31 protein-coding genes are annotated in these 26372 nt (G+C 60.7%); 23 read left to right on the top strand and 8 right to left on the bottom strand.

Annotation, left to right across the window (positions count from 1 at the left end):
* Positions 1-2: 2 nt before the first annotated feature.
* Entirely contained in the window at positions 3-362 is a 360-nt protein-coding gene (locus BM413_RS13585) for a cytoplasmic protein (protein WP_244537861.1), read from the bottom strand.
* A 218-nt stretch (positions 363-580) separates the two neighbouring features.
* On the opposite strand from BM413_RS13585, the gene BM413_RS13590 reads away from it, so the two are divergent.
* Positions 581-988 carry a helix-turn-helix domain-containing protein gene (locus BM413_RS13590; protein ID WP_244537862.1) on the top strand — a complete coding sequence of 136 codons (408 nt, stop codon included), beginning with the start codon at positions 581-583 and terminating at the stop codon, positions 986-988.
* A 1-nt stretch (position 989) separates the two neighbouring features.
* Entirely contained in the window at positions 990-1805 is an 816-nt protein-coding gene (locus BM413_RS13595; protein WP_091913871.1) for a DUF6456 domain-containing protein, read from the top strand.
* A 9-nt stretch (positions 1806-1814) separates the two neighbouring features.
* Here BM413_RS13595 and BM413_RS13600 read toward each other — a convergent pair whose 3' ends face one another.
* Positions 1815-2240, bottom strand: coding sequence for a SufE family protein (locus tag BM413_RS13600; RefSeq protein ID WP_091914076.1), 426 nt, complete (start codon positions 2238-2240; stop codon positions 1815-1817).
* Between the two features lie 117 nt (positions 2241-2357).
* Positions 2358-2693, bottom strand: coding sequence for a DUF5330 domain-containing protein (locus BM413_RS13605; RefSeq protein ID WP_091913872.1), 336 nt, complete (start codon positions 2691-2693; stop codon positions 2358-2360).
* 578 nt (positions 2694-3271) lie between these two features.
* On the opposite strand from BM413_RS13605, the gene BM413_RS13610 reads away from it, so the two are divergent.
* The 3 genes from BM413_RS13610 to BM413_RS13620 all read left to right on the top strand — a co-directional run bounded on the left by BM413_RS13610 (position 3272) and on the right by BM413_RS13620 (position 6138).
* A complete protein-coding gene (locus BM413_RS13610; RefSeq protein WP_091914078.1) occupies positions 3272-4957 on the top strand; it encodes a sensor histidine kinase in 1686 nt (561 codons plus the stop codon).
* The gene (locus tag BM413_RS13615) at positions 4932-5723 is read left to right on the top strand and encodes a peptidoglycan-binding domain-containing protein (RefSeq protein ID WP_091913873.1); all 792 of its coding nucleotides are present in this window, start codon (positions 4932-4934) and stop codon (positions 5721-5723) included. Before BM413_RS13610 ends, BM413_RS13615 begins: the two co-directional genes overlap by 26 nt.
* Positions 5724-5790: 67 nt before the next feature.
* Positions 5791-6138: a DUF1491 family protein gene (locus BM413_RS13620; protein ID WP_091913874.1), complete on the top strand. Its 348-nt coding sequence runs from the start codon at positions 5791-5793 to the stop codon at positions 6136-6138.
* A gap of 20 nt (positions 6139-6158) precedes the next feature.
* On the opposite strand, the gene BM413_RS13625 is transcribed toward BM413_RS13620, so the two are convergent.
* The 5 genes from BM413_RS13625 to BM413_RS13650 all read right to left on the bottom strand — a co-directional run bounded on the left by BM413_RS13625 (position 6159) and on the right by BM413_RS13650 (position 11693).
* The gene (locus BM413_RS13625) at positions 6159-7097 is read right to left on the bottom strand and encodes a DUF2336 domain-containing protein (protein WP_091913875.1); all 939 of its coding nucleotides are present in this window, start codon (positions 7095-7097) and stop codon (positions 6159-6161) included.
* A 378-nt stretch (positions 7098-7475) separates the two neighbouring features.
* Positions 7476-7865, bottom strand: coding sequence for a tudor domain-containing protein (locus BM413_RS13630; RefSeq protein ID WP_244537863.1), 390 nt, complete (start codon positions 7863-7865; stop codon positions 7476-7478).
* Positions 7866-8292: 427 nt separating this feature from the next.
* A complete protein-coding gene (locus BM413_RS13640; protein ID WP_091913876.1) occupies positions 8293-8835 on the bottom strand; it encodes a DUF1254 domain-containing protein in 543 nt (180 codons plus the stop codon).
* Positions 8828-9412: a DUF1214 domain-containing protein gene (locus BM413_RS13645; protein ID WP_091913877.1), complete on the bottom strand. Its 585-nt coding sequence runs from the start codon at positions 9410-9412 to the stop codon at positions 8828-8830. The genes BM413_RS13640 and BM413_RS13645 overlap by 8 nt, the downstream gene beginning before the upstream one ends.
* Positions 9413-9533: 121 nt before the next feature.
* Positions 9534-11693: a transglycosylase domain-containing protein gene (locus BM413_RS13650; protein ID WP_091913878.1), complete on the bottom strand. Its 2160-nt coding sequence runs from the start codon at positions 11691-11693 to the stop codon at positions 9534-9536.
* Between the two features lie 289 nt (positions 11694-11982).
* Here BM413_RS13650 and BM413_RS13655 point away from each other — a divergent pair, with 289 nt between their 5' ends.
* From BM413_RS13655 to BM413_RS13740, 18 genes are all read left to right on the top strand, one after another.
* The gene (locus BM413_RS13655; protein WP_091913879.1) at positions 11983-12459 is read left to right on the top strand and encodes a hypothetical protein; all 477 of its coding nucleotides are present in this window, start codon (positions 11983-11985) and stop codon (positions 12457-12459) included.
* Positions 12413-13696 (top strand): DNA-packaging protein, encoded by a 1284-nt coding sequence (locus BM413_RS13660; protein WP_091913880.1) that lies wholly within the window; start codon positions 12413-12415, stop codon positions 13694-13696. The genes BM413_RS13655 and BM413_RS13660 overlap by 47 nt, the downstream gene beginning before the upstream one ends.
* A gap of 56 nt (positions 13697-13752) precedes the next feature.
* Positions 13753-14934, top strand: coding sequence for a phage portal protein (locus BM413_RS13665; RefSeq protein ID WP_091913881.1), 1182 nt, complete (start codon positions 13753-13755; stop codon positions 14932-14934).
* Positions 14935-14962: 28 nt separating this feature from the next.
* Positions 14963-15319, top strand: coding sequence for a DUF6107 family protein (locus BM413_RS13670; RefSeq protein ID WP_091913882.1), 357 nt, complete (start codon positions 14963-14965; stop codon positions 15317-15319).
* Entirely contained in the window at positions 15309-16001 is a 693-nt protein-coding gene (locus BM413_RS13675) for an HK97 family phage prohead protease (protein ID WP_091914082.1), read from the top strand. Before BM413_RS13670 ends, BM413_RS13675 begins: the two co-directional genes overlap by 11 nt.
* Positions 15998-17254 (top strand): phage major capsid protein, encoded by a 1257-nt coding sequence (locus BM413_RS13680; protein WP_091913883.1) that lies wholly within the window; start codon positions 15998-16000, stop codon positions 17252-17254. Before BM413_RS13675 ends, BM413_RS13680 begins: the two co-directional genes overlap by 4 nt.
* Before the next feature lie 131 nt (positions 17255-17385).
* Complete coding sequence (locus BM413_RS13685; RefSeq protein ID WP_091913884.1) at positions 17386-17955, top strand: head-tail connector protein; 570 nt, start codon at positions 17386-17388, stop codon at positions 17953-17955.
* Entirely contained in the window at positions 17955-18290 is a 336-nt protein-coding gene (locus BM413_RS13690; protein WP_091913885.1) for a phage head closure protein, read from the top strand. The genes BM413_RS13685 and BM413_RS13690 overlap by 1 nt, the downstream gene beginning before the upstream one ends.
* Positions 18287-18475 carry a hypothetical protein gene (locus BM413_RS13695; RefSeq protein WP_091913886.1) on the top strand — a complete coding sequence of 63 codons (189 nt, stop codon included), beginning with the start codon at positions 18287-18289 and terminating at the stop codon, positions 18473-18475. Before BM413_RS13690 ends, BM413_RS13695 begins: the two co-directional genes overlap by 4 nt.
* Complete coding sequence (locus BM413_RS13700) at positions 18456-18866, top strand: DUF3168 domain-containing protein (RefSeq protein WP_091913887.1); 411 nt, start codon at positions 18456-18458, stop codon at positions 18864-18866. The genes BM413_RS13695 and BM413_RS13700 overlap by 20 nt, the downstream gene beginning before the upstream one ends.
* Before the next feature lie 54 nt (positions 18867-18920).
* Positions 18921-19337, top strand: a complete 417-nt coding sequence (locus tag BM413_RS13705; protein ID WP_091913888.1) for a phage major tail protein, TP901-1 family — start codon at positions 18921-18923, stop codon at positions 19335-19337.
* On the top strand, positions 19334-19672 hold the full coding sequence (locus BM413_RS13710) for a gene transfer agent family protein (RefSeq protein WP_091913889.1): 339 nt from the start codon (positions 19334-19336) through the stop codon (positions 19670-19672). The genes BM413_RS13705 and BM413_RS13710 overlap by 4 nt, the downstream gene beginning before the upstream one ends.
* On the top strand, positions 19669-19908 hold the full coding sequence (locus BM413_RS13715; RefSeq protein WP_091913890.1) for a rcc01693 family protein: 240 nt from the start codon (positions 19669-19671) through the stop codon (positions 19906-19908). The genes BM413_RS13710 and BM413_RS13715 overlap by 4 nt, the downstream gene beginning before the upstream one ends.
* A complete protein-coding gene (locus BM413_RS13720) occupies positions 19893-20468 on the top strand; it encodes a phage tail tape measure protein (RefSeq protein WP_091913891.1) in 576 nt (191 codons plus the stop codon). Before BM413_RS13715 ends, BM413_RS13720 begins: the two co-directional genes overlap by 16 nt.
* Before the next feature lie 8 nt (positions 20469-20476).
* Positions 20477-21124, top strand: coding sequence for a DUF2460 domain-containing protein (locus tag BM413_RS13725; protein ID WP_091913892.1), 648 nt, complete (start codon positions 20477-20479; stop codon positions 21122-21124).
* A complete protein-coding gene (locus BM413_RS13730; RefSeq protein WP_091913893.1) occupies positions 21121-22011 on the top strand; it encodes a DUF2163 domain-containing protein in 891 nt (296 codons plus the stop codon). The genes BM413_RS13725 and BM413_RS13730 overlap by 4 nt, the downstream gene beginning before the upstream one ends.
* Positions 22008-22472 (top strand): NlpC/P60 family protein, encoded by a 465-nt coding sequence (locus BM413_RS13735; protein WP_091913894.1) that lies wholly within the window; start codon positions 22008-22010, stop codon positions 22470-22472. Before BM413_RS13730 ends, BM413_RS13735 begins: the two co-directional genes overlap by 4 nt.
* Complete coding sequence (locus tag BM413_RS13740; RefSeq protein WP_091913895.1) at positions 22472-26371, top strand: baseplate multidomain protein megatron; 3900 nt, start codon at positions 22472-22474, stop codon at positions 26369-26371. Before BM413_RS13735 ends, BM413_RS13740 begins: the two co-directional genes overlap by 1 nt.
* The last annotated feature ends 1 nt before the right edge of the window (position 26372 follow it).

Raw genomic sequence — 26372 nt, forward strand, 5'->3', positions numbered from 1 at the left:
AATCAATACAGTTTCGGCGGCGCCTTCGGGCGCCGTCTGCGTTTCTGCGTCCGGCATGGGGCAGGGGAAGCAACCATTCGAGGCGGCAGTCCTGCATCGCGCAGCCGGTCGAGCACCTGCTTCAACGCGATGTGGCGGTTCAGATCGTAGGTCCAATGCCTGCGCATGCCCTTGAGACGCTCGCGTTCGATCGCCCTTTCCAAGCGAATTATCAGCCGAAGCCTTGGTTCAGGGGCAGCGCTCAGCGCCGTTTTCAAATCGATGCCGCAGGCGAGATGAAGTGCCGCGAGTTGCCGGGCGTTTTCCGTCTCGGCCATCTGGCGGGCACGGAATGCCTGTGATTCAGCGCGAATGTCGTTCATTCAAGTGGGTTTCCTTTGTTGACCCCGGTTGAACGCACTATCCGCCGCCTCCCAATGAGGGGGATAAAAATCGGCTTTTTATTTTTTCCGATTAGAAAAAAACAACGCTATTTCAATGTGATGGGTATTTTTGCCCACTAAAAATGTTCCTCTTTTGTTCACATTCCCGTCGAGTGCAGATATAAGAACTTATTCCTACATGCGGAGGGAAAGGTTCAGTGCATCTCACGGCGGCAGTATCCAGAAATTACCAGGAAGAGACGGAGCCCCCACGCGTCTCGCTGACGTCGAGCAGTGGGCGGCGGGAAGAACGCATTATCGAATTGTGCGAAGGCATGATGGATATCACGGCTGCCTTGTTCAACGTGTCGAGCAAGGAACTGCGCAGTCCGGGTCGGGGTGGCCTCGGCGTGTCGCGGGTCAGGCACATCGCGATGTATGTCACGCATGTCGCGTTGAGCGTGACGATGCGCGACGTAGGAGCCGGCTTCGGGCGCGACCGCACCACGGTCATGTACGCCTGTCACCTGGTCGAGGATTTGCGGGATGACGCGGACTTCGATCGCATGGTCGCGCTTACCGAGCGGGTCGCACTGGCAGCGTTCGGCAACAAAGCGAGTTTTTGAAATGACGCATCAGATGATCGAAGACAATGAAGGCTGTCGGCGGATCTTACGCTTTCTGTCCAGAGGCCCCGCCCTGGTTCAGGAAACGGCGGTCGGCGGAAAACTTCTGCTCGAAGGCGAAGAGCACGGGACGATCGCCGTGGATCGGGAGGCTCTTGTCGATCTGATCGGCCGTGGCGTGGTCGCCCGCCGCGATGACAAGGTGAGGCTTGTCGCGGCGCGTCCTGCTGGAACACAGGCAGTAGTGGCCGATGAAACCGCCTCTCAGCAGCGGCAGCGCGAGTTTGAAACGAGGGTGATTGAAGTCGACGGCATTTCTGCGCTGGCGACGGTCAATCTTTCCGAATCGCCGCTTGGGCAGTTGATGCGCCGCAAGACAAGGACGGGTGCGTCCTTCCTGTCGCTGGCTGAATTCGAGGCGGGTGAGCGCCTGCGTTCGGACTACACGCGCGGTCAGATCATGCCGCGGCTGGGTGCGAACTGGGTAGCCAGCGTGGCTTCCGGCAAGCGCGGGGGCGGAAATGGGATCGCGGAACTGACCGACTCGGCACTGGCGGCGCGCCAGCGGGTTGATCGGGCAATCACAGTCGTTGGCCCGGAGCTTTCGGGCGTTCTCATCGATGTATGTTGCTTCCTGAAGGGTCTGGAACAAGTGGAACTGGAGCGCGGATGGCCGGTTCGCTCAGCCAAGATTGTCCTGAAGACCGCGCTCGGTGTGCTGAGCAGGCATTATCGTCCGCAGTCAGTCACGCCGAGCCCGGCAAAAAGAATGCTGCATTGGGGCAGTGAAGACTATCGCCCGGTGCTGGACAGGTGACGAGCCGGCTTAGGCCGGCTGCAGCGCAGCCTCGGCGTCGCGCTTGATGCGCTTGATCATCGAACGAAGCCCGTTTGCGCGCTGCGGCGTCAGATGTTCGTCGAGGCCGAGAGAACGCAAAACGGCTTCGGCGTCTGTCGTTATGATCTCGCTGGCGCGCCTGCCGGAAAAAAGCGCAAGCATGATCGCAACGAGCCCGCGAACGATATGAGCGTCCGAGTCGCCCTGGAAATTGATGACCGGATCGACACCTTCGGCGGGTTCGGTAAGCAGCCAGACCTGACTGACGCAACCTTGAACCTTGTGGGCATCGTCGCGCGCCGAGTCCGGATAGGGAGGCAGAGCCTCACCAAGCTCGATGACATAGCGGTAACGATCTTCCCATTCGTCAAGGAAGGCGAAGTCGTCGCGGATGCTTTGCATAGTTGCGCTCATGCGCTCGATATAATGCCGCGGCCGCGCGACGTCACGGAAAAAGAAAGACACCGCAGGCGCCGAGAGGGCAGACTGGCCTGCGGTGTGGCCGCCTCGCTGGGCGGCAAAGAGAAATCGTTAGTTGGCAGCCGGTGCTTCCGGCGCGACCGGCGGGACGCTGCCGGTTTTCGTCGCGGTGTCGGGCTCGCCGAATTTGCTGTCCAGCATCTCGAAGGCGATTTTTGCTGCTTCGCGAGCCCTTATGCCGACCGTGTGCATGGCGGATTTGCCGACTTCGCAGACTTCCGGTTTGCGTTCGCAGATGCCGCTGACATCGCCGACCGCTTCCCGGGCGGCGAGAAATGCCTGAATGGCATTTACATTCGGCTGGTCGCTCTTTGTCTCACCGAAGTCGAACGGGAGCACCAGAAGAACCAGCGAAAACCAGAATGCCATTTTGATGAGAAAGCCCATGTCCTTGCCCTCTGCTAACGTCGGTCATGCGTCTTTTCCGGCACGACTCGTTTTGTTGAGGTGAGATTGACATGGACGCACAAAGGACGGCTTGCAGAACTCGACGGCATTTTGCGCAAATTTTGCTAAAATTTTAAACGATCGGATGCCCGGCGTACCGAGGATCGCATGTCAGCAAAGGCTGGTAACCTTTGGCTAACCATATAAGCTTCTGTTCCTGATCGATATTTCCAGACGGCAAGGATGCAGCGTGCGCCGGGCATCTCGTTTTTGAGGGATCCGGCAACCTAACCATCTGTTTACTATGCAACAAACTGGCAGGGATTTTCGCAGCCACCGTACCGATATTCGCCATCAGCAGGGTACTGAAAGGGCGTGCCTTATCCATTCTTTAAAGGCTGGATGCGAGTTTCGAAGCCAATCAATAAGCGATCCGCGAAGCGGACCAGATGCGAGTGCGTTGAGTGAGTTTGTTTGCCACCAGATCCAGCGAAGTGTTCGGCGCCATTGCCGCCGCCTGCGACCGGTTGGTGCACCCTTCGGCGGCCGAGGCCTTTGCGCGCGCCCGTCAGCAGCGCATGGTCGGCATCCTGCTGGCCGCGCCGTTTTTTGCCGCTGTCGCTGCCGCCTTCTTCCTGTCTGCTTCGTTGGGTGCTGCGACGACGCTGACCGTGATTTGCGCCGCCTTCAGCGTCGCTTGGGCCGGTATCGTTCTGATCGGCTCCACGGCTGATGACAAAATTGCCGGCAGGGCTTCTTTGGTCGTCGGCTTCCTTGCGCTGTCCATTCTTATTGCCGCTGCCGGTGGAACCGCATCTCCGATGACCGCCATGATATTGGCGCTGCCGTTGGAGGCCTATTGGCAGCGCCGCACAGTGCGATCGGCATTGTGGGGTGGCGTGGCTGCGCTGGCGGTACTGCCGCTGCAGGCGATTCTCACGACGGCCGTTTTCACCGAAACGGCGCCGGTTTCAGCCTGGCACTGGCTGGTTCCGTTGGCCTATCTGGCATCGCTGCTGCCTCGCATCGGTGGATTTGCCGGTGCGCAGAATCAAAGCGAGCAAAACGAAAGCCACCCACGGCTCGAGGATATCGTCGATGGCGTGGTGTTTCGCATGACGCAAAGTGGCGATGTTGCCGATGTCTCAGTGCAGGCGCGGACGAAGTTGCATCTCGCACCGGAGCTTCTGCTCGGTACGGGGCTGTTCGATCGCATTCATATCTCCGACCGGGTCGGCTATCTCTGCGCGCTCGCTGATCTGCGCGATGGTGCTGCGCGACAGACCGTCGAAGCCCGTATTCGCCTGCCGCAGCGCGACAACAGCAATGCGAGCGACAACTACCGGCCTTTCCTGATCGAACTGATGAATGACGGCGATGAAGGCAATGGCTTCACGCTGCTCGTCCGCGAGAATGACGAACTGGCTGGATTGCGCGCCGAACTGACTGTGGCGGCTGAGGCGGCTGAAACGCTCGAACTCGCCAAGGGGCGCTTCCTGGCAGCGGTCAGCCACGAGCTGCGCACGCCGCTCAACGCCATCATTGGCTTCTCGGACATGCTGATCCACGAGATGTTCGGCGGCTTCAAAGATCCGAGGCAGAAGGAATATGTCACGCTGGTGCGCGATTCCGGCCACCATCTGTTGTCGGTCGTGAACTCGATACTCGATGTGTCGAAGATCGAATCGGGTGCATATGCCACCAACCCCGAACTGTTCCGCTTCGCCGATGCCGTCGAGATGTGCCGCTCGATGATGAGCCTTCAGGCCGAAGCCAAGTCGATTTCACTTGCAACGCAGATCGCCCCGGAAGCAGGCGAAATTCATGCCGACAAGCGCGCGGTCCAGCAGATGCTGATCAATCTCGTCTCCAATGCCATTAAGTTCACGCCGAATGGCGGCAAGGTCACCGTCGGCGGCAAGCGGCTCGGCTCGCGGCTGCATTTCTGGGTCAGCGACAACGGCATCGGCATCGCCGATGACGACCTTTGCCGGCTGGGCAAGCCCTTTACGCAGGTGCAGAACGACTATACCCGACAGTTCGAGGGAACAGGTCTTGGCCTCTCGCTGGTGAAGGGGCTGGTTACGCTCCACGAAGGAACGATGTCGATCGAAAGCGCCCTGGGCGAGGGGACGACTGTGACCATAACCCTTCCCGTCGCTGGCCCGGCCAAAAAGGAGCCGGCGAAGAAGGGGGCATTGCTGCCGTTGGAGGCTGGCAGGAAAAAGGAGACCGGGCATGGCGCGCTCCGCAAAACGGCCTGAGAAACGCGCTCCCAAGCCTGGTCCGCTTGAAGGGAGCGTGCTTGCCCTTGGCGGGATGATCTCCCGAAACCCGGTTCTGGTGGGCGGGTCGACCGCGTTTCTGGTCGCGCTGTTTTATGTATCCGCCAACGCGCTCTGGTACCAGCCGCATGCTCATACCAGTGCGTTTTTCGCGACGCGGGAATTCAGTCTTCTGCCGGCACGCAATGAATCCGCTTCGCTCGAGCCGGAAACGACAATCCAAATCGAGCGTCCGGAAGAGGTGCCCGCCGCGCCCGTACGGCCAAAGAGCGACCCGGCGGTTGAACAGGTTCAGGCTATCCTGAAGGATTTGAATTTCTATGCCGGCACGGTCGACGGCATACCGGGCCCGGCAACGACAAAAGCGATCGAAACCTACCAGCGAAAGATGGGCCTGACGCCGTCCGGCAAGGTCGATCAGCAACTGTTGAGTCAGCTGGGCGCAAATCCGACGACGGCCGGCATAACGCCGGCGCCGGCACCGCGCCCGGCACCGTTGCAGCAAACGCCGACGCCAATTCCGGCAGTGCAGCCGGTTTCTGCGCCCGCGCCCAGCCCTCGGGTTTCGAAGATTCAGGCCGGGCTGAAGGCTTTCGGCAATGACGGCATCGAGATTGACGGGCTGGTGGGCGCACGGACGAAGTCGGCCATTCGCGAATTCCAGTCGCTATTCGGGCTGCCCGAGACCGGCGAGCCGGACGAAGCCGTTTATGTAAAGATGAAGGAAATCGGCCTGACGAAATGAGGCTGGCGCATATTCGGGCGACCGGATAAGCGTTGCCCTCCTTTATCAGCTTGAGCCGTTTGTTTCCATGCGCGTCACCACCGACTTCTGGGTTTCCGCACTCCTGCGCCGGGTTTTCAGCGCAGGCGGCTTTGCTGCGATCGTCAAGCGCGGGGCGACGGAAGCCGGCGCAGTCTTCGTCATGTCGCGCAACCGTCTGGGCGAAACAGCTCTATACGGGCCTGCACCGCAGACCAGCTATGATTCAGCTCGCCCGGACGAGCGACATTTTTCACCACTGAATGTCGGCGAGGATACAGCCGCTTTGGAGGCTCGCCTGGAAAAGGAAAAGCGTTTCGATCCTGACATCTGGGTTGTCGAGATCGAGGCCGGACAGACGCCGGTCGAAGAGCTGATATCCATCGCGAAACTTTGAGCCGTGTACGCTCAGCGTCTTCAGCCGGCAGCACTTCGGGTTACAGTCTGCAATGACACGGGAGTGGATGACGACCCGGCCTTCAACGTCTTGACGCTCTGGCGAGCAGCGTCCGGTTGCATGTTCCGGTAGCTATACAGAAACAGCCGGATTGATTCCGGGTCGGCGAATTTTCCGGGGTAGACGCAGGCAGCGATGAGAAACGCCTGTTCTTCGCTCAATTCCAGAGAATGAAGAACGGCGATCAGTTCCGGGTAGTTGGCTTTTTCGGTGATCGACTTCGCTGTCGGAAAGTCGATTTGGCCGGCATCGGCAAGGGCTGTCTGGAAGAAAGCCGGATTGCCGGTCAAAGCCATGTCGCGAAGCTTCGCGTATCGCAGCGATCCTGCGGACTGTTCGGTCGTTGCAACGGGCGTAGTTTGGACCGGCACCATCATCGATCGCAGACGTCTGCGCGCATTGTCGGCGGAAATGCCGGGGACGGGTTCAGGATTGCCGTCGTTCAAAATCTGCGCCCTGCTGGCCGCTTCTACTTGAGCTTGACGCTCCTTCGGCAAGGGCAACCGCACCAGCTTTGGATTTTCGAGTGCCCAGACCAGATCGGCTATCGCCGGGTTGAGATCGGCACGGCGTGCGATGGCACGCGCATGCGGCACTCCATGGCGGCCGATCAATGCGATGAGGTCGATATCCCTGAGGACTTTCGAGCGAATGAGCAGGGGGGCGGCTATGTCGACGGCTTCGTTGGAAAGCCGGCGGATCAGCGCGCCAGGCGCATCGGCACATTCCGAAAGTGCGGCGGCGGCAAAGCGACGCGCCTCGACCGAGACCGTATCGAAAAGCGGCAGCACCAGAACCTCAAGCTGCTTGATGTCGCGCCGCGACGGGCGTGTCAGCGAGCAGAAGGCCGACACGGCGGCGCGAAACAGCCTTTCGCTGCGTCCCGCTTCGCCTTTCAAGGCGAGTTGCCTGAAGTCTGAGGATGACACGAGGACTAGGCCTTACTCAAAACGCACACTTACAAAACAACCTGCCGGAGCCTGACCGAAAATTCGACGGTTTGGCGACAAAGTTAGCGTCGACCTGTTAGCTCAGTGTGCGTTGCATACTTTTCCATGCTAACGCTAACGCATTGAAAAGTATGAGCATACTAGAATAACACGCTGCCAACTCTAATCCTTATCAAATCCTACATATCCTTGGTTAAGGGGGAGTGAACTGGCTCGAATGAACGCCGTTGCGTCCTCAAAAACTTCAATCTCAAAAAAACAAAACCCGCCGAAAAATCGGCGGGTTTTATCAGCGGTCTGGGCAGGCACGAAGCCTGCCCTTGCTTTTTACTGCGTCCGGCAGCGACCGGTCTTGGTGGTTTCCTTGTCGCCGTCATCGTAGTTGATGCCGATCTTCTCGCCGGCCAACGATGCAATTGTGCCCGGATACCATTCACCGGCGTTCTTGTAATTGCACTGGACCTTCATGCCGATCATCCAGTCGTAGGGGCGAACCTTGTCCAGGCTCACAGTCTCCCGATCACCGTCGTCGTAGCGGATCGTGACCGTCCCGCCCTCGACTTTTTCGGCAATGCCTGGAAACCAGTAACCAGCGTTTTTGTAGTTTCCGAGTACCCAATCACCTGCCGTTTGAGCGCTGGCGGCCCCGCCACCCAAGGCCATCATGCCGGCTGCAATCAATAAAGAGCTATACTTGATCAAAATCTGGTCTCCCATTACCAGTCCCCAAGCGGACCGTACAACGCTGTTGTTATGGCAACACGACTGAATGCCAGATGAACCGTTGGCGTCGGCCGGTTCTTTTAGGCACCATATTTTTTCGAATGCGTTGGAATACGTTAGCAGTCTGTTAACTCTCTGCTGGCCTTATCAAGCATGGAGGCGTTGCGTAGTTGCTCCGGTCATACCGAGAGGGAAAGCGCGTGTCATGGGCAGCATACTGTCTTTCGTGCCGCGGAAAGCGGCAACCAGCCAAACGGACCGTCCATCAGAAACTCAGGCGTCCGTGATCATTTTTCCGGGGGTTCGCTACGAGCGACGGGCCATGTTGGAGGCGTCCGGCGTCAGTACGATATCGAGCTACATCGGATCGAACCATAAGAAGCCCGCCCCTCATCACTGAGGGGCTTTCGAGGCGAGGGGGCTACTGCGGCTCGCAGGAGATGCTGCCAAGAAAACTGGCGGCAACTTGCTTCCAGCTGTCGTCCGGAACGAAGCTTCGCACCACGACGATGCCCTCATCGATCGGGGCCTCGACGAAGATCGATTTCTCAAATCCTTCCGGCAAATCCTTGCGGACCTCGATCATCTGGGCGGGCGTCAGGACGACGAAGTTCAACGAACGGTCCGTCGTCGTTCGATCATTGAAACTGTAGATATTCTGACCGGCACGGTTGTAGACCGAGACCGACCAGAACGGCATGTCGCCCTGCGCACGCACCTGCACCACACCGTCGGTCAGATCGAAACGGCAGGCTGCCGCCTCAAATAGCGGATCGACCGATTTTACGGTCGATGTCGGGCCGGTCTCGGCAGCAAAGGGAGTAGCCGTGTAGAGATCCGCCGCCATCGCCAGGCGCGACCATGCGTCCCTTTCGGAGAAATCCGGGATCATCATCAGGACCGCGATATGAACGATGCCGGCGCCGAGCAGGCCAAGGATGATTGCATGAATAAGCCTAAGCATCGCAGCCGGCTTTCTTGACCAGCGGTAGCGCTACGTCGGCGATACCTGTGCTGCTTGCAATCGTCGTGTCGAAGAGAGTGAGCACGAAGAACATCGCACCCGAACCGCGAACCGCCAGCCAGTTGCCGGGCTGTGGGCGATTGCCGATGGAGATCGACAGGGAATTGTCCGGCGATCTGAGCACTTCATAGGAGTGGAGCGCGGCCGCCGGCTGTCTGTCATCCTTGATAGCAGTCAATGTCTGGTCGGCGGCGTAGAGCGTCCAGAAGCGCGCTGGCGGAACCGTGCCTTCGACGGTGTAGGTGCAGTTGCGTTGCAGTGCATCGCCTGAAGCATCGCGCTGGGCGATGAAGGAAAGACCCTCGGCACGGCCGAGCGCAAGAACCCCTTCGCGCGCAACGCGTGCTTTGGAATAGGGATCGGCATCGGCCGTGCCGATCTCCGGGAAGGCTGTCCATCCGCCGATCGATACTGCTCCCACGCCTTCCTGCAGCTTGAGCGCGTACCAGACGCTGGCGCCACCGCCGACGACGGCAATGAGAAGGGCGAGCACTATGAGGAAAGAGTTTTTGAGCATGATGCCCCGGACGGAAGGATGCCGCCCCGGCATATCGCGGTGGGGCAAGGCAAGGCAAGCGCGGCGAGAACAATCCCCGATGCTGGCAAGATGGCAACAGATGTGATTTCAGGAGCTATCGTCACAGGGCCGATAGCGTTTTTGGTTCGGCTGGAGCTTCCAGCACCGGCGCGGCGTGGAAGAAATCGGTCATCTGCCGCAGCGCCTTTGTCGTGGTGCTGGACAAGACCGGCGGGCGCTCGATCTCTGCAGCCGCGGCTGCTTCCTCTGCATTCTTCTTTTCGGTCTCGGCCGCCTTGGCTGCGACCTTGGCGTCCACGAACGGGTCCTTGATGCCGGGAATGGGCTTGAGATCGATGTTCTGATGCGCGTAGGCCATGAAACGCTGCCAAACCATCGCCGGCAGCGAGCCGCCGGTCATGTCCTTAGTGGTCGAAAAATCGTCGTTGCCGAGCCACACCGCGGCTGTGTAGTTGCCGGTGAAGCCGACATACCAGGCATCGCGGTACGACTGCGTCGTTCCGGTCTTGCCGGCGGAGCGGATGCCCGGGAGAGCAGCGCGCCGGGCGGTGCCGATTTCCGGGACCTGAACGAGCATGGAATTCATGTAGGACATCGCCTGTTCGGAAAGCACGCGCTTCGGCTTGGGTGCATCCTTGTCGTAATCATAGATGAGCTCGCCCGAATGCGTCACGAGCTGGGTTATGCCATGCCGCGTTCCGGCAAAGCCGCCATCGGCCATGGTATTGTAACCGGTGGCCTGATCCATCACCGTCATACCGGACGTGCCGAGAACCATCGTCTTGTAGGCTTCGAGCGGGGACTCGACGCCCATGGCTTCGGCCATGGCCTTGATCGGCGGGATGGAGAGATAGTCCTTCGCCAGGCGCACAGGCACCGTGTTGACGGATTTCACCAGGGCGGTCGTGAGTGTCAGCCTGCCGGAAAACGAGCGGCCGTAGTTCTTCGGCGACCAGGCACCCCATGAGATCGGCCCGTCGGAAATCACGGAGTCCGGGGTGAAGCCGTGCTCCATCGCCGTTGCGTAGACATAGGGCTTGAAGGACGAGCCGGCCTGCCGCAGCGCCTTCGTCGCGCGGTTGAACTGGCTCGCACCATAATCCCGTCCGCCGACGATGGCGCGCACGGCTCCGTTGTTTTCCAATACGACGACCGCGCCTTCGGTGACATGATATTGCTTGCCGTATTGGCGCAGATGGAACTCGAGCGATTCTTCAACTGCGCGCTGGATGTTCATGTCGATGGTGGTGCGCGCCACGACTGAATGATTGCCGGACCTTGCGGCAACGCGCTTGACCTCGTCGAAAGCCCAATCGAGAAAATAATCCGGGCTCTTGCGGTCGCCGCGATCGACGACGTCAGCCGGGTGTAGGCGAGCCGAGAGGACCTGGCCCTCCGTCATGAAGCCCGATTGCACAAGGTTTGTCAGGACGACGTTGGCGCGCGCGCGCGCCGCAGGCAGATTGATGTGCGGGGCGTATTTCGTCGGAGCCTTGAACAGGCCGGCGAGCATCGCAGCTTCCGGGAGATTCAGGTCCTTGACCTGCTTGCCGAAGTAGAAATCCGCTGCCGCCGCGATGCCGAAAGTGCCGCCGCCCATATAGGCGCGATCGAGATAGAGCTGCAGGATTTCCTTTTTCGACAGGTTCGTCTCAAGCCAGACGGACAGGAAGGCTTCCTTGATCTTGCGCTCCACCGTTCGCTCGTTGGTGAGGAACAGGTTCTTGGCGAGCTGCTGGGTGATGCTCGACCCGCCCTGGACGACCGAGTTCGCCCGGACGTTTTCCGACATGGCGCGAAAAAGGCCGAGGAAGTCGATGCCGTAGTGCTCGAAGAAACGGCGATCCTCGGTCGCCAGAACCGCCTTGATGACGAAATCCGGCATTTCGTCGACCGGTACCGAGTCGCGCTGGATGATACCGCGCTGCCCTATCTCGTTGCCGTAGCGGTCGAGGAAGGTGACGGCGAAATCGTCCTGCTGGCGCCAGTTGCCGGTTGTTTCGTCAAATGCCGGCAGAGCGAGTGCAAGCAGGATGACCGAACCGGCTGCCCCCATGGTGAAGCCTTCACTCAGAAGTTCGATGATGCCGCGCCGCCAGCCGGTGACGCGAAACCGCCGGAAGAAGATCGTCATCGTCTCCCAGAACTGGCGCGCCTTGAAACCGGCCTCGTAAAGGGACGAATCGATCCAGGCATCGATAGCCAGCAACCTGCCGGCGCGCGGGCCTCTTGATTTTCGCTTTTCGAAAGGGTCTTCCATGCGACTGTAGCCCGAATGCGCGTTTCAAGACGTCCCAGATGTCATGCCGGCTCGTTGTCCGACATTGTTTTGTGCTCGATCTTACCGGATGAGGCGCCGGAAATCCAAGGCTCCCGTAAAGGCGACAAAAATCACACCCGAAATAGGAATATATTCTTGACACCGTAACGGTGCTTTGATAGTATCTCTATATCGTCAGAAAAGTGTGACCGGCGGGCCTGAACAGGCAGTAAACACCGCGTGAGATTGTCGGCACTTTTCTCCGGCACACCAAACCCCAGAGAGTCAGATGTTAACACGCACCCATGAACGGTGGATTACGGCGCGCGCAATTTATGAAGAGACGCGGGCAACCGTCGAGCAACTGGCGGCGGCAACAGGCTGCAAGGCCGCGACCATAGAGGCACGCGCCGTGCGGGAAAAATGGGTTCGCTCTGCCGAGAGCACCCGACCCGCCAGCCAGAACGAACGCCTGGCGAAAGTGGTGGATCGGCTGATCGGCGAGGTCGAAGCCATCGGGATGGGCAGCGGCGAGGGCGCGACACTTCTGGACAAAGCCCGCATCGACGCGATCTCGGCGCTGACGCGTACCCTCGAAAAAATCGGCGAAATAACGCGCGGCAGCGATAGCGCGAAAGAGAACCAGATAAAACGAGATGCAGACATGGCCGGAATTCTCCGTCGAATTGACCAACGAATTGTCGAGCTGGCTGAGGGCTATGCAAGACAACTGGTCCGCCGAAAACCTGAGGGGCCGACCTGTTGAGCAGATCGAGAACGAATGGATTTTTCATGCGCGGCTTGCCCAGTATCGGCTGGAGCGGCAGCAGCCCGCGACCTGGCTTGTCATCGGCGGGCGCGGCGCCGGAAAGACGCGACTTGGTGCGGAGTGGGTGAATAGTCTCGTTCGCGGTTTCTCACCCTTTTCCGAAAAGAAACATATGCACATCGCGCTGGTCGGCGAAACGCTCGGCGATGTCCGGGAAGTGATGATCGACGGGCCTTCCGGCATCATAACGATATCGCGTCACAATCGTCCGCGCTTCGAGGCAAGCCGGCGGCGGCTGGTCTGGGACAGCGGCGCAGTGGCGCAGATATTTTCGTCTGAAGATCCCGAAAGTCTCAGAGGGCCGCAGTTCGAGGCGGCGTGGTGCGACGAGCTCGGCAAATGGAAAAATGCCGAAGCCTGTTTCGACATGCTGCAATTCGGTTTGCGGCTCGGCGATCAGCCACGACAGCTCATCACCACGACGCCCCGTCCAACAAAGCTCCTGAAGCGCCTGCTGGCGGAACCTGGCGTTGTCATCGAACGAATGAGAACCGATGAGAACGCGGGCAATCTGTCCCCGGCGTTCCTGCGGATGATGGAAAGGCGCTATGGCGGCACCGCTCTGGGAAGGCAGGAACTCGATGGCGAACTGATCGAAGACCGGGAGGACGCTCTTTGGTCGCGCGTCACGATTGAAAATGTCAGGATTGCCGAACCGCCCGAGCTTTGCCGCATCGTCGTTGCGGTGGATCCGCCGGCTAGTTCGCGCAAGACGTCGGACGCTTGTGGCATCGTTGCGGCGGGGCTGGACCAGGAGGGGCAGGTTATTGTGCTGGCCGATGCAACCGTGCGGGCAGCAAAGCCACATGAGTGGGCCGCTGCTGCCGTTGCGCTGTTTCATCGTCTGGAGGCCGATTGCCTGGTTGCAGAGGTCAATCAGGGCGGCGACATGGTGACGGCGGTGATCCGGACAGTGGACCCGTCTATCCCGGTAAGGGCGGTGCGGGCGACGCGTGGGAAATGGCTGCGCGCCGAGCCGGTTGCGGCACTTTACGAGCAAGGCAGGGTGCGCCACGCCGGGCGTTTTATCGAGCTTGAAGACGAGATGTGCGACCTCGGCCCGAACGGATTGTCCGGCAGCCGGTCGCCGGATCGTGTCGATGCGCTTGTCTGGGCGATAAATGAACTGATGCCGGATCAAATGGCGCGACCGCGTATCCGGGACCTTTTGTAGCGCGCAACGCGTCGTCAGACGCGTCGATACGGCTCAAATTCAAACAGGATGGACATATGGCTTGGAAATGGCCCTGGCCCCGCGATGCGGGGAACGGCAGTGTGCGGCCTGAACGCAAAAGCGGCAATCCGGGTGGTTTTGTTGCCATCCATGCCCAGGGCGAAGCCCGCTGGACACGGCGTGATTATGCGACGCTGTCGCGTGAAGGTTTCATGCGCAATCCGGTCGTGCACCGGGCGGTCCGGCTGATCTCCGAGACGGCCTCCGCGATACCGTGGCTGCTTTACGAAGGGGTTGCGGAACTCGACGAGCATCCGCTTTTGAGGCTGCTTGAGCGGCCCAACCAGCGGCAGGCAGGGGCGTCGTTTCTGGAGGCGCTCTATGGGCATCTCCTGCTGGCGGGAAATGCCTATGTCGAGCTGATCGAGGCAGGCGAGGGCGCGCGGGAGCTACATCTCCTGCGGCCCGATCGTGTGACCGTTCTGACGGATGCTTCCGGATGGCCTTCAGCGCTCGAATACCGCGAAGGCACGGGCAAGCGAAAAGCGCCCATGGGCGTCGTTTCGGGCGGTGGGGCGTTGCATCTGACGCTGTTCCATCCGCTGGACGATCATTACGGCTTTCCGCCGCTCGAAGCAGCGCTGATGGCGCTCGATACGCACAATGCGGCGGGACGCTGGAACAAGGCGCTGCTCGACAATTCCGCCCGCCCCTCCGGTGCGCTGGTTTATGCGCCGAAGGAAGGCGGCAACCTCACCGACGAACAGTTCGAGCGGCTGAAGACTGAGCTCGAGGAAGGGTATTCGGGCACGACCCGCGCCGGCCGGCCGCTTCTGCTGGAGGGTGGGCTGGACTGGAAGGCCATGGGCATGACGCCGAAGGACATGGACTTCATCGAGGCGAAACACTCGGCGAGCCGCGATATTGCGCTGGCCTTCGGCGTGCCGCCGATGCTGCTCGGCATTCCCGGCGACAACACCTATGCGAACTATCAGGAGGCGAACCGGGCTTTCTACCGACTGACGATCCTGCCGCTGGTGGCCCGTATTTCCAAAGAGCTTTCCGGCTGGCTTGGCCCGGTGTTCGGCGAGGAATTGCGGCTCTGGTACGACGCCGACCGTGTCGACGGGCTGTCCGGGGAGCGCGACGCACTGTGGGCGCGAGTGGGGGCAGCAACATTCCTGAGCGATGACGAGAAGCGCGACGCGGTGGGTTATCAGCCGCGCGATATGGCGTGATCGTTCGCTCCAAACGAGGAGGTTCATCATGACCGAGATGTCACAGGCAGCCTGGATCTGGTTCGCCAAAAGCGCTGGCGCGGTCGCCGGCTCGGCGATTTCGCTGGCTTACATTCTGCCGCACGGGCGGCACGACGCGGCGGCACGCTTCGCGGTTGGCGTGGTGTGCGGCCTGGTGTTCGGCGGAACCGCCGGCCTCAAGGTCGCAGCCGAACTCGGCGTTCAGGACATGATCGCGCCGGGCGAACTCGTGCTGATGGGATCGGCGATCGCAAGCCTTTGTGCCTGGTGGGCGCTGGGGTTCGTCATGCGCGCCTTCCAGCATAGCAGCCTCGCCCGGTTCATCGAAAGGAGACATGAGAGGATGAATGGCGATGGGCGTTGATGCGGCAAGGTTTTGCGAACGGAAATTCGTCGATCTGGTGCTCGACGAAGTTGAAACGGACGGCTCCTTTTCCGGCTACGCCAGCCTGTTCGGGCGGGTCGATCTCGGCAAGGATATCGTCGAGCGCGGAGCCTTCGCCAAGTCGCTGCGGACGCGCGGAGCGCCCGGTATCCGGATGCTTTTCCAGCACGACCCCAATGAACCGATCGGGGTCTGGACCGAAGTGAAGGAAGATGCGCGGGGCCTGTTCGTTCGCGGGCGGCTGGCGAAGGACGTAGGCCGGGCTCGCGATGTGCTCGGCCTGATGCGCGGTGGCGCTCTCGACGGTCTGTCGATCGGATTTCGCGCCGTTCGCGCCAGGAAAGACGCGGCAAGCGGCATTCGCCATATCTTCGAGGCGGACCTCTGGGAGATATCCGTCGTCACCTTTCCGATGTTGCCCGAGGCGCGCATCGAAACGGTGAAAGTGCGAAAGCGTCCGCTGCCGACAATACGCGAATTCGAATGCTGGCTCACGCGGGATGCGGGGCTGACAAGGAGCGAAGCCAGGGCGGTCATCGCCAAGGGCTTCGCCAATCTCGTGAGCGGGCGGGATGCCGCGGCGGGAACACCCACAGGCCTCGCGGCCACGATCCGCGAAGCGACGCGGATGATCAACGAAACAAGGAAATCCCTCATATGAATGCAGCACACAATTGCGGTGCGCTCGAAACCAAATCGGCTTCGGGCGAGCATCTCGATCTTTCCGATGCCTTCGGCGAGTTCATGACGACCTTCGAGGCGTTCAAGGACAGCAACAATGAAAGGCTGGCGCAACTCGAACGGCGCGGCACCGATGTCGTGACGACCGAAAAGGTCGATCGTATCTCGCGCGCACTGGACGAGCAGAAACGCGCCCTCGACAATCTCTCACTGAAGAAGATCCGCCCCGCACTTGGGCGCGAAGGCGGCAGGCTCGCATACAGCGAACACAAGAGCGCGTTCGAGGCTTATGTCCGCAATGGCGACGATCGCCAGCTTCGTGCACTCGACACCAAGGCGATGTCCTACGGTTCCGGCCAGGATGGCGGCTATCTGGTGCCGGACGAAACCGAGATGGAAATCGGCAGGCGGCTTTCGGCGCTTTCACCGATCCGTTCGATCGCTTCGGTGCGGCAGGTGTCTGCAGCGGTTCTGAAGAAGCCATTCGCCATCAACGGCCCGGCGGTCGGCTGGGTCGGTGAGACGGCGGCGCGGCCGCAGACGGCAGCGCCGACGCTCGCGGAATTGCAGTTCCCGACCATGGAACTCTATGCCATGCCGGCCGCGACGCCGTCGCTGCTGGAAGATGCGGTGGTCGATCTCGACCAGTGGATTTCGAGCGAAGTCGAAGCGGCATTCGCCGAGCAGGAGGGTGCAGCCTTCGTGAATGGCGATGGCACCAACAAACCCAAGGGCTTTCTCGACTACACGACAGTGGCCGAGGGAAACTGGGCCTGGGGCAAGATCGGCTACACGCTGACCGGCGACACCGGTGAACTGCCGGCCGACGACCCGTCCGATGTCCTCATCGATACGGTCTACGCGTTGAAGGCCGGTTATCGCCAGAACGCCAACTGGGTGATGAACCGCAAGACGCAGGCCTCGATCCGCAAGCTGAAGGACGCTGACGGCAACTACCTGTGGCAGCCTCCGGCAGCCCCTGGCCAGCGTGCCATGCTGATGGGCTTTCCGCTCGTCGAAGCGGAAGACATGCCCGATGCCGGCGCTAATGCAACGCCGATCGCCTTTGGCGACTTTGCCCGCGGCTATCTGATCGTGGATCGCACGGGCGTTCGCGTGTTGCGCGATCCTTACTCCGCCAAGCCCTACGTCCTGTTCTACACGACCAAGCGCGTCGGCGGCGGCGTGCAGGATTTCGACGCGATCAAGTTGCTCAAATTCGGCACTAACTAAGATCTTCTGACCTCCCGATCGACAATGTTAAACGGCGAGCCACCCCCTCTCGCCGATCGCATTGTCGCGGCGGCCCCGGTTCCTCCAGCCGGGGCCGTTTTCTTTTTGAAATCCGAAAACGAGGTGCGCAAATGACGCTTTTCCGAACGGTCGATCCGGCCGTCGAACCGGTGACGCTGACGGCGGTGAAAAGCCATCTGCGCCTATCGCACGACACCGAAGATGAGTTGCTGTCCGGGTTGATCAAGGCGGCACGCGAGGATGTCGAGCGGGTAACCGGCGTTGCGATGATCAGCCAGAGCTGGCGATTGGCCATGGATCGCTGGCCGCGCAGCGGTCGCGTGGTGCTGGCGCGCTATCCGGTGCAGGAAATCCTTTCCGTGACGGTCTTCGGCAGTGAAGGAGAAGCTTCGCTGGTCGATCCGGCGGACTATCAGGTCGACACGCTTTCGCGGCCCGCGCGTATTCATTTCGAACGGCGTCCCGAGCCGATGCGGGCGATGAACGGCATCGAGATCGATTTTTCTGCTGGTTTCGGCGAGGCCGGGACGGACGTGCCGGACCTGTTGAAGCGCGCGGTCATGATGCTGGTTACCCACTGGTACGAGTTTCGCGCCAGCTACGGGGCGGCAGATCAGCCGGTTTCCTATCCGGCGGGCTACGACCGGCTGATTGCCGGCTATCGCGAGCGGAGGCTGTGATGAACGCAACCTTTATCGACCCGGGCCGACTGAGGACCGAGCTGGCGTTGCAGGAATGCGTTGTAACGTCTGATGGTCTGGGCGGGCATGGCGAGACCTGGTCCGAGATTGCCTCTGTCTTTGCTATGGTCGAGCCGGTGGGGGCACAAAGCGTCTTCGGCGCCGGGCAGTCACTGGAGACGGTGACCCATCGTGTCACGATCAGGCGGCGCGACGGCGTGGCAAGCGGCATGCGCTTCGTCAGGCAGGAGCGCGTGTTCGAAATCGTCACCGTTCATGATCCCGACGAGACCGGCCGATATCAGGTATGCAGGGTACGGGAGGAGGGGCGATGAAAGTGGCGATGGCAATGACGCTCGACGGCCTTTTGCGTTCCCTGCGCTGGAAGGCGCACGATCTGGCGGAGAACGCCGAACGCCGCTACCGTACGCAACCGCGAACTGCGTTGACCGGAGAGGATATCCCCGATCGCGCGGCTCGAAGGATGGGGGACCAGGACGATGACCGCACCAGCCGCTGAATTGCAGAAGGCGATTTTTGTCGCGCTCGGCGGCGACCCGGCCCTGACGGTGCTTCTCGGCGGCGGCAAGATCTACGATCATGCTCCGGCCAATATCGCGTTTCCCTACATCACCTTCGGGCGCACAAGCATCTACGACTGGAGCACCGGAACCGAAAGCGGAACCGAGCAGCTTTTTACGCTGCATGTCTGGTCGAAGGCCAAGGGCAAGAAGGAAACGCTCGATGTCATGGAAGCTGCGCGGGCGTGTCTGGACGGCGGTTCCCTTGCGCTCGACGAACATCACCTTGTGAACATGCGCCTCGAATTCGCCGAGGCGCGATATGACGAGGACCTTTCGGTCCATCACGGCTTGCTGCGCTATCGCGCGGTGACCGAAGAAGCGGCCTGAGTATTCGCGCTCCGGCGCGGCCGCACACTTCCAACAAAAAATCAGGAGACCACCATGGTCGCACAGAAGGGCAAGGACCTTCTTCTCAAGCTCGACTCCAATGGAACGGGCAGTTTCGTCACGGTTGCCGGCCTGAGGTCGAAGCGTATCGCCTTCAACAGCGAGACCGTCGATATCACCGATTCTGATTCTGCGGGACGCTGGCGGGAATTGCTTGCCGGCAGCGGCGTGCAGCGGGCCTCAATCGGCGGCTCGGGGATTTTCAAGGATGCGCAGTCCGACGCGACCATCCGGCAGCGTTTCTTCGCTGGTGAAATCTCCAGCTGGCAGTTTCTGGTCCCGGATTTCGGGACTGTCCAGGGAGCGTTCCAGATCACCTCGCTCGAATATACCGGCAGCCACGACGGTGAAGTGACTTTCGAAATGTCTCTCGAATCCGCGGGGCCGGTCAGCTTCACGGTGATGCCATGACGGTAAACCGAAGGCGCGGCGAGATCGCTGCAGAACTCGACGGCAAGACATATCGGCTGTGCCTGACGCTCGGGGCGCTGGCGGAACTGGAAGCTGCCTATGCGGCCGACGATCTCGGCGCGCTGGTCGAGCGGTTTTCCCGCGGGCGCCTGTCGGCGCTCGACATGATCCGTATCATCGGAGCTGGATTGCGTGGTGCTGGCCACGACATATCGGACGATGACGTCGGTGGAATGCAGGCAGCAAACGGCGCGACAGGCTTTGCAGCAATCGTGTCCGACTTGCTGACCGCGACATTCGGCACCGCAGAGGGTGAGCCTTCGCCAAACCCTTGAAGGCCGCAGCGGCAGAACAAAGCGAATTCCCGTGGGACCACGTCATGGCCATGGGTTTCGGCCTGCTGCGGCTTTCTCCAAAGACATTCTGGTCGATGACGCCCCGCGAGTTTGAACGCGCGATCAGCGCGCTGTCTCCGAGCAAGGGCGCTGCGCCGCGACGCAGTGATCTTGTGTCACTCATGCGCGCCTTTCCCGACAAATCCTTACAGGAGGAAGCATGGCCGAAGACGTGATCGTCTCGATAAATGCCGACACGACACCCTTCCAGACGGCGCTCGAAAATCTGGAGAAAATGTCGGACCGCTTCGGCACCCAGCTGACGGGAGCGCTGAAAAATGCCGCGATCAACGGCCGGGAACTCGACGATGTTCTGCGCCGCGTCGGGTTGAACCTGGCCGGGATGGCGCTTGAGCAAGGATTGAAGCCGCTTCAATCGCTGGCTGGATCACTGTTTTCGGGACTGCTCGGCGGACTTGGCGGGATTTTGCCCTTCGCCAAGGGCGGCGTTCCCGGTCATGTGGTGCCGTTCGCCAGCGGTGGCGTGGTTTCCACGCCCAGCTATTTTCCGATGGGCCGCAATATCGGCCTGATGGGAGAGGCGGGATCGGAGGCGATCCTGCCGCTGCAGAGATCGGCCGATGGGCGGCTGGGGGTCGCGGCTTCGGGAGGCGGCTCGCCGGTCAACGTGGTGTTCAATGTCACGGTTCAGGACGCGGCCTCGTTCCGTAAATCCGAAGCGCAGATAACCGGCATGCTGGCGCGTGCCGTATCGCGCGGCACAAGAACCTTTTGAGGACGAGCATGACGGAACTTTCCGGTTTTCACGATGTGCGGTTTCCGCTTGCGATCTCCTTCGGTGCGACCGGCGGACCCGAAAGACGCAATGAGATTGTCGCACTGACCTCTGGCCGCGAAAAACGCAATGCCCGGTTCTCGCAGTCACGGCATCACTACGACGCTGGGACCGGCGTAAGATCGCTGGAGGACCTTCACGACGTGCTGGTTTTCTTCGAAGCCAGACGCGGGTCGCTGCACGCGTTTCGTTTTCGCGACCCCTTCGACATGAAATCCTGCTGTCCGGCCGATACGCCGTCGGCGCGAGATCAGGCATTGGGAAGCGGCGACGGTGCGACGGCTCGATATGCGCTGGTGAAACGCTATGGGACCGGCGACGAGGCTTATCTTCGCTTCGTGCGAAAGCCCGCGCCGGGCACGTTGAAGGTTGCCGTTGGTGGCGTCGAGGTATCGGCAGGATCCTTTGCCTTCGATGATGAAACAGGCGAGATCGTCTTTGCTGCAAATGCGATCCCCCCATTTGGGGCTGCAGTCACAGCCGGCTACGAGTTCGACGTTCCTGTGCGGTTCGACATAGAGCGCATGTCGATGAGCCTGACGGCCTTCAAGGCGGGGCAGATACCGTCCATTCCGTTGATCGAGGTGCAGCTTTGAACGCCTATCCGCAAGCTCTTGCCGAGCATTTGTCGCGCGACATCACCACCGTCTGCAACTGTTGGCGGATGACTCGGGTCGATGGACAGGTCACCGGCTACACCGACCATGACCGTGCTTTGCGCTTCGATGGAACTTCGTTTGAGCCTGAATCGGGTTTCAGCGCGAGCGAAGCGAGAAAAACAATCGGACTGGCCGTCGATACGGTCGATATCGAGGGCGCGCTTTCGTCCGCGCTTATCAGCGATGATGATGTCGCCGCAGGACTTTATGATCGCGCGAAAGTCGAGACTTTTCTCGTCGATTGGCGCGAGCCCGGCAATTTTGCCTTGCTGCGTACGGCGACGATCGGAAAGATCACCCGCAGCGACCAGCGTTTTGTCGCCGAGCTGGAAAGCATGACGCATGCGCTGGATCAGCCGAACGGGCGCTACGTGACCCGTTCCTGCGACGCTGAATTGGGCGATGCGCGCTGCAAATTTCACCTCAACCGACCCGGCTACGGCGCAGCAGGCACGGTAATGTCCCTGGATGGTGCCGATACGATTGTGGTTTCCGGACTTGAAGCATTCGAAGCTGGCTGGTTCTCCCATGGCGTCCTGACCTGGACGGGCGGTACGCGAGCCGGACAAACCGATCGCGTGGCTGATCATCGCCGCGACATACGCGGTATCGTGTTGATGTTACGACCCGTAAACGGCCCTGCCATCGGCTCAGGCGACGGCTTTTCGATCAAGGCCGGCTGCGACAAGACCTTCGCGACCTGTAAGGTAAAGTTCTCGAACTCGCTGAATTTCCGAGGATTTCCGCATCTTCCGGGCAATGACGCCGCCTATGGCTATGTCACGGAGGGCGGCCAGTTCGATGGACGTCCAGTCGTACCATGAGCCCTGGAGAGATATCGGCGGCAATTCTGGCCGAGGCGCGAAGCTGGCTCGGCACGCCTTATCGCCATCAGGGCCGGCGCAAGGGCGTGGGCTGCGATTGCCTCGGCCTGGTCCTCGAGGTCTGGCGCGAGATTTACGGGATGGAGCCGGAGCTACCCGGTGCCTATGCTCCGGACTGGGCGGAGGCGGGTGAGCAAGACTTGCTGCTCTTGGCGACACGACGGCATTGCCCTGAAAAAGCAGCGGATGAGCTTGCGGCGGGTGATTTGATCCTGTTTCGCTGGCGTCCGCATCTGCCGGCAAAGCACGCGGGAATTCTGCTCGAACCGGATCGTTTCATTCACGCTTATCAAGGCAGCGCGGTGGTCGTTTCGGCACTGGTGCCGCAGTGGAGACGCCGCATCGCCGGCGTGTTCGCCTTCCCGAATATCCCAAGACAAACTGAGCTCCGGAGGCCTTAATGGCGACCATTCTGCTGCAAGCCGCCGGGGCGTTTCTTGGCGGCGCGCTCGGTCCTGTCGGAAGCGCGATTGGATCGGCCGCTGGTGCCCTGGCCGGCTATGCCATCGACCGGGCCTTGATCGACAGCACCCGCCACGTCGAAGGACCGCGCCTGACGGGCGCGCGCGCGTTTACGGCAGAGGAGGGGGCCTCGATCCCACGCGTCTATGGCGCGGCCCGTCTGGGCGGTACCTTGATCTGGGCGACGCATTTCGAGGAAACCCGTTCGACGAAGCGCCAAGGCTCCAAGGGCGGCGCGCGCGTCACGGAGTATTCCTATTTCGCCAATGTCGCCTTTGCGCTGTGCGAAGGTGAAATCGCTGGTGTTCGCCGTATCTGGGCGGATGGCCGCGAAATAGACCGAAACAATTTTGAGATCAGGATTTATCGCGGAACCGAGGATCAACCCGTCGATCCGCTGATAGAAGCCAAGCAGGGCAGCGGCAATGCGCCGGCCTACCGCGGTCTTGCCTATGTCGTGATCGATCGCTTTGCGCTTGGCGAATACGGCAACCGGATACCGCAGCTCCAATTCGAAATCCTGCGGCCGGTCGGGAATACGGCCAGAAACGTTCGCGCCATCTCGCTCATTCCTGGGGCGACCGAATACGGCCTTTCAGCGGAACTGGTGACGCGTCAGAAAAGGCCCGGCGAGACTGAGGCCGAGAATCGCCATATTCTCCATGCCGGCACGAATCTGGCGGCATCGCTGGACGAACTCCAGATGCTATGCCCAAATCTCGAGCGCGTGGCTCTGGTTGCCACTTGGTATGGCGATGATCTGCGGGCCGGGAATTGCAAGGTTCGCCCGGGCGTGACCAGCCGGCTTTCTGCAGGCTTTTCCCAAAGCTGGAGAGCCTCGGGCGTCGGTCGCGACGCTGCGATGCTTGTATCTTCGGTTGACGGCAGCGCTGCCTATGGTGGCACGCCGTCCGACCGGAGCATCATATCCGCGATCCGCGAGATCAAGGCGCGCGGCCTGAAAGTGACGCTCTATCCGTTCATCATGATGGACATTGCGGCCGGAAACACGTTGCCAGATCCTTATGGAGATGCTGCTCAGGCCAGCTACCCATGGCGCGGCAGGATTACAGCCAATCCGGCTGCTATGCGACCGGGGGCCGCCGACAAGACGATGGCGGCACGTACGCAGGTGTCGGCATTCTGCGGCGGCGCACAGAGAAATCAGTTCGCCGCTTCAGATGGAACGATCCTGTTTTCGGGATCGGCGGATGACTGGGGCTATCGCCGTTTCGTGCTTCACTTCGCGCATCTGGCGCGGGCTGCCGGCGGGGTCGATGCTTTCCTGATCGGAACCGAGTTGCGCGGACTGACCACGCTGCGCGATGGAGAAGGCCAATTCCCGTTCGTCGAGGCACTGTGCGCGCTGGCCGCCGATGCGCGCGAAATCCTGGGCCCTGATACCGCCATCACCTACGGCGCCGACTGGAGCGAATATTTTGGCCATCACCCGGCCGACGGCAGCGGTGACGTCTGCTTTCATCTGGACGCCTTGTGGGCGCATCCGGCTATCGATGCAATCGGCATAGACAACTACATGCCACTCTCCGACTGGCATGATTCAGACTATTCCTCGCAAAATCCTGACGGTTTTTCAGGGCCTTATGACGAAGGCGGCATGAGCGGCGCGATAGCCGGCGGCGAGGGCTACGACTGGTATTATGTGTCTGATGGCGCTCGAAAGCTGCGTGACCGCTCGTCGATTACGGATGGAGCCTACGGAAAGCCGTGGGTCTACCGATACAAGGATTTGGTAAGCTGGTGGAGCAATCCGCATTACGATCGCGTGGCGGGACAGGAGGTCCCGGCGCCGACCGGTTGGGTGCCCTGTTCGAAGCCGATCTGGTTTACCGAACTCGGCTGCCCTGCCGTGGACAAGGGGCCGAACCAGCCGAATGTCTTTCCGGATCCGAAATCGGCTGAAACCGCGGAGCCGTATTTTTCAAATGGCGGCCGGTCTGATCTGGCGCAGAAACGGTTTCTGGATGCTCACTTTCGGCATTGGGACCCGGCAGGGCTGGATTTCATCGACGATTGGAACCCGGTCTCCCCCGTCTATGGCGGGCGCATGGTCGATCCGGCGCGCATGTATCTATGGGCGTGGGATGCACGGCCATTTCCGGCGTTCCCGCTTCGCACCGATATCTGGAGAGATGGCGACAACTGGCAGCGTGGCCATTGGCTGAATGGGCGGCTTCAAAGCCCGGGCGTTGGCGCACTGGTGAACCAGATACTTAGGGATCATGGTCTTCCGCCTGCCGAGGTCTCGGACGCAGATGGTACGGTTCATGGCTATGTCATCTCCGATCCGACTACGGCGCGCTCAGCGCTGGAGCCGATCATCGAACTCTTTGATCTTTCTGTCACCGAAGAGCCCGATCGGCTCGTCTTTCGAAGCGCCGGTTCGCAGGTTTCCGGGTCGATTGAGATCGATGAATTGGTCTGGAACTATGGCGATGCCATGGTTGAAACCGTTCGCGTGCCCGACCATGAACTGCCGGTTGAAGGCATCCTCGCATTTCGAGACCCTTTGACGGAGTATCAGGCGGCATCCGTCAGAACCGTTCGTTTCGGCGCACCGGGCAGCCGCCTGCAGACCGTTTCGTTCCCGGGCGTGCTGGAAAAAGGGCAGGGCCAGGCGCTTCTGGCAGACTGGATGCGGCGTGTCTGGTGCGAACGTGAGACCGTGACTTTCGCTGTTGCCGCGCAAACGGTGGACATTGTTCCGGGCGCAATCGTGCGTCTGCCGTCCTTGGCCGGCGGCTCTGAATTTCTGGTCACAGGAATAGAGGAGGGTTTGGTCCGCAAGGTTGCTGCGCGGCAGATAGTGCGCTCGGCCCCCGCGCCGTGGCAATCAGCAAAGATCGAAGCAAAGCCGGTGCTTGCGCAACTCGTTGGCCTGCCACATGTGGAATTCCTCGATTTGCCCGCCTTGTCCGGCGGTCTGCCTCAAGATCAGTTCAAGGTCGCTGTCTGGCAAAAGCCTTGGAAGAGCCAGTTGGTTTTCGTATCCCCGGAAGAGACGGGCTTCGTACAACGTGCATCGGTTTCCCGCCCGGCAGATGTCGGCCGTTTGGTCGAGGCGCTGACGCCAGGATTTGAGGGACGCGTCGATCAGGTCGGCTCCCTCGTCGTGGAATTGTTCGATGCGGAAGTGGCGAGCGTCAGCTCCCTTCAGTATCTGAACGGCGCGAACGCAGCAGCAATCAGATCGACGGCCGGCGTCTGGGAAATCGTGCAGTTCCGGACGGCAGAAGAAATAGCTCCCGATGTCTGGCGGCTTGGCGATCTGTTGCGCGGTCAGTTGGGAACGAACGACGCGATGATGGCCGGTGCCGCTGCCGGCGCCAGTTTTGTCATGCTGGACGATGCGGTTCAGGCAGGGGGCCTGTTGGCCAGCGAAATCGGCCTTCCTCTCAACTGGCGTGTCGGGCCTGTGGGAACGGATTTTTCGAGCGCCAGTTTTGTAACGCAATCGGCAACCGGAGGTTTGCGCGCGCAGTTACCGCTATCGCCGGTCCATCTGCGCGCGACACGAAGGACAAATGGCGACCTCTCGATTTCATGGATACGGCGGGGCCGCATCGATGCCGATAGCTGGTCGGCAAGTGAAATCCCGCTCGGCGAAGAACGTGAAGAATATCAGATCGAGATCGCCCGGCCGAACGGGGTTGCGCTTCGCACCGTGACCGTTTCGGAGCCGAGGTGGCTTTATCAGGCAACTTCCATCGCATCGGATCTGGGTTCCGCGGCCGTCGAGATCGACGTGACCGTGAGGCAACTCAGCGTAGCCGTTGGTTGGGGCATCCCGGCCAGCCGGCGGTTTGTGCTGAATTAGT

This window comes from Mesorhizobium sp. YR577 (genome assembly GCF_900116595.1).
In the GTDB taxonomy this organism is placed as follows: Bacteria; Pseudomonadota; Alphaproteobacteria; order Rhizobiales; family Rhizobiaceae; genus Mesorhizobium_M.

Bases quoted from the DNA above. Each gene is read 5' to 3' on its own strand.
- BM413_RS13620 (WP_091913874.1), top strand. From the start codon at position 5,791: ATGCGCGTCACCACCGACTTCTGGGTTTCCGCACTCCTGCGCCGGGTT.
- BM413_RS13695 (WP_091913886.1), top strand. From the start codon at position 18,287: ATGAAAGTGGCGATGGCAATGACGCTCGACGGCCTTTTGCGTTCCCTG.
- BM413_RS13655 (WP_091913879.1), top strand. From the start codon at position 11,983: ATGTTAACACGCACCCATGAACGGTGGATTACGGCGCGCGCAATTTAT.
- BM413_RS13630 (WP_244537863.1), bottom strand. From the start codon at position 7,865: ATGGGAGACCAGATTTTGATCAAGTATAGCTCTTTATTGATTGCAGCC.
- BM413_RS13740 (WP_091913895.1), top strand. From the start codon at position 22,472: ATGGCGACCATTCTGCTGCAAGCCGCCGGGGCGTTTCTTGGCGGCGCG.
- BM413_RS13665 (WP_091913881.1), top strand. From the start codon at position 13,753: ATGGCTTGGAAATGGCCCTGGCCCCGCGATGCGGGGAACGGCAGTGTG.
- BM413_RS13735 (WP_091913894.1), top strand. From the start codon at position 22,008: ATGAGCCCTGGAGAGATATCGGCGGCAATTCTGGCCGAGGCGCGAAGC.
- BM413_RS13680 (WP_091913883.1), top strand. From the start codon at position 15,998: ATGAATGCAGCACACAATTGCGGTGCGCTCGAAACCAAATCGGCTTCG.
- BM413_RS13670 (WP_091913882.1), top strand. From the start codon at position 14,963: ATGACCGAGATGTCACAGGCAGCCTGGATCTGGTTCGCCAAAAGCGCT.
- BM413_RS13605 (WP_091913872.1), bottom strand. From the start codon at position 2,693: ATGGGCTTTCTCATCAAAATGGCATTCTGGTTTTCGCTGGTTCTTCTG.
- BM413_RS13585 (WP_244537861.1), bottom strand. From the start codon at position 362: ATGAACGACATTCGCGCTGAATCACAGGCATTCCGTGCCCGCCAGATG.
- BM413_RS13640 (WP_091913876.1), bottom strand. From the start codon at position 8,835: ATGCTTAGGCTTATTCATGCAATCATCCTTGGCCTGCTCGGCGCCGGC.
- BM413_RS13645 (WP_091913877.1), bottom strand. From the start codon at position 9,412: ATGCTCAAAAACTCTTTCCTCATAGTGCTCGCCCTTCTCATTGCCGTC.
- BM413_RS13600 (WP_091914076.1), bottom strand. From the start codon at position 2,240: ATGAGCGCAACTATGCAAAGCATCCGCGACGACTTCGCCTTCCTTGAC.
- BM413_RS13650 (WP_091913878.1), bottom strand. From the start codon at position 11,693: ATGGAAGACCCTTTCGAAAAGCGAAAATCAAGAGGCCCGCGCGCCGGC.
- BM413_RS13725 (WP_091913892.1), top strand. From the start codon at position 20,477: ATGACGGAACTTTCCGGTTTTCACGATGTGCGGTTTCCGCTTGCGATC.
- BM413_RS13705 (WP_091913888.1), top strand. From the start codon at position 18,921: ATGGTCGCACAGAAGGGCAAGGACCTTCTTCTCAAGCTCGACTCCAAT.
- BM413_RS13595 (WP_091913871.1), top strand. From the start codon at position 990: ATGACGCATCAGATGATCGAAGACAATGAAGGCTGTCGGCGGATCTTA.
- BM413_RS13660 (WP_091913880.1), top strand. From the start codon at position 12,413: ATGCAAGACAACTGGTCCGCCGAAAACCTGAGGGGCCGACCTGTTGAG.
- BM413_RS13700 (WP_091913887.1), top strand. From the start codon at position 18,456: ATGACCGCACCAGCCGCTGAATTGCAGAAGGCGATTTTTGTCGCGCTC.
- BM413_RS13615 (WP_091913873.1), top strand. From the start codon at position 4,932: ATGGCGCGCTCCGCAAAACGGCCTGAGAAACGCGCTCCCAAGCCTGGT.
- BM413_RS13675 (WP_091914082.1), top strand. From the start codon at position 15,309: ATGGGCGTTGATGCGGCAAGGTTTTGCGAACGGAAATTCGTCGATCTG.
- BM413_RS13610 (WP_091914078.1), top strand. From the start codon at position 3,272: ATGGTCGGCATCCTGCTGGCCGCGCCGTTTTTTGCCGCTGTCGCTGCC.
- BM413_RS13720 (WP_091913891.1), top strand. From the start codon at position 19,893: ATGGCCGAAGACGTGATCGTCTCGATAAATGCCGACACGACACCCTTC.
- BM413_RS13710 (WP_091913889.1), top strand. From the start codon at position 19,334: ATGACGGTAAACCGAAGGCGCGGCGAGATCGCTGCAGAACTCGACGGC.
- BM413_RS13690 (WP_091913885.1), top strand. From the start codon at position 17,955: ATGAACGCAACCTTTATCGACCCGGGCCGACTGAGGACCGAGCTGGCG.
- BM413_RS13685 (WP_091913884.1), top strand. From the start codon at position 17,386: ATGACGCTTTTCCGAACGGTCGATCCGGCCGTCGAACCGGTGACGCTG.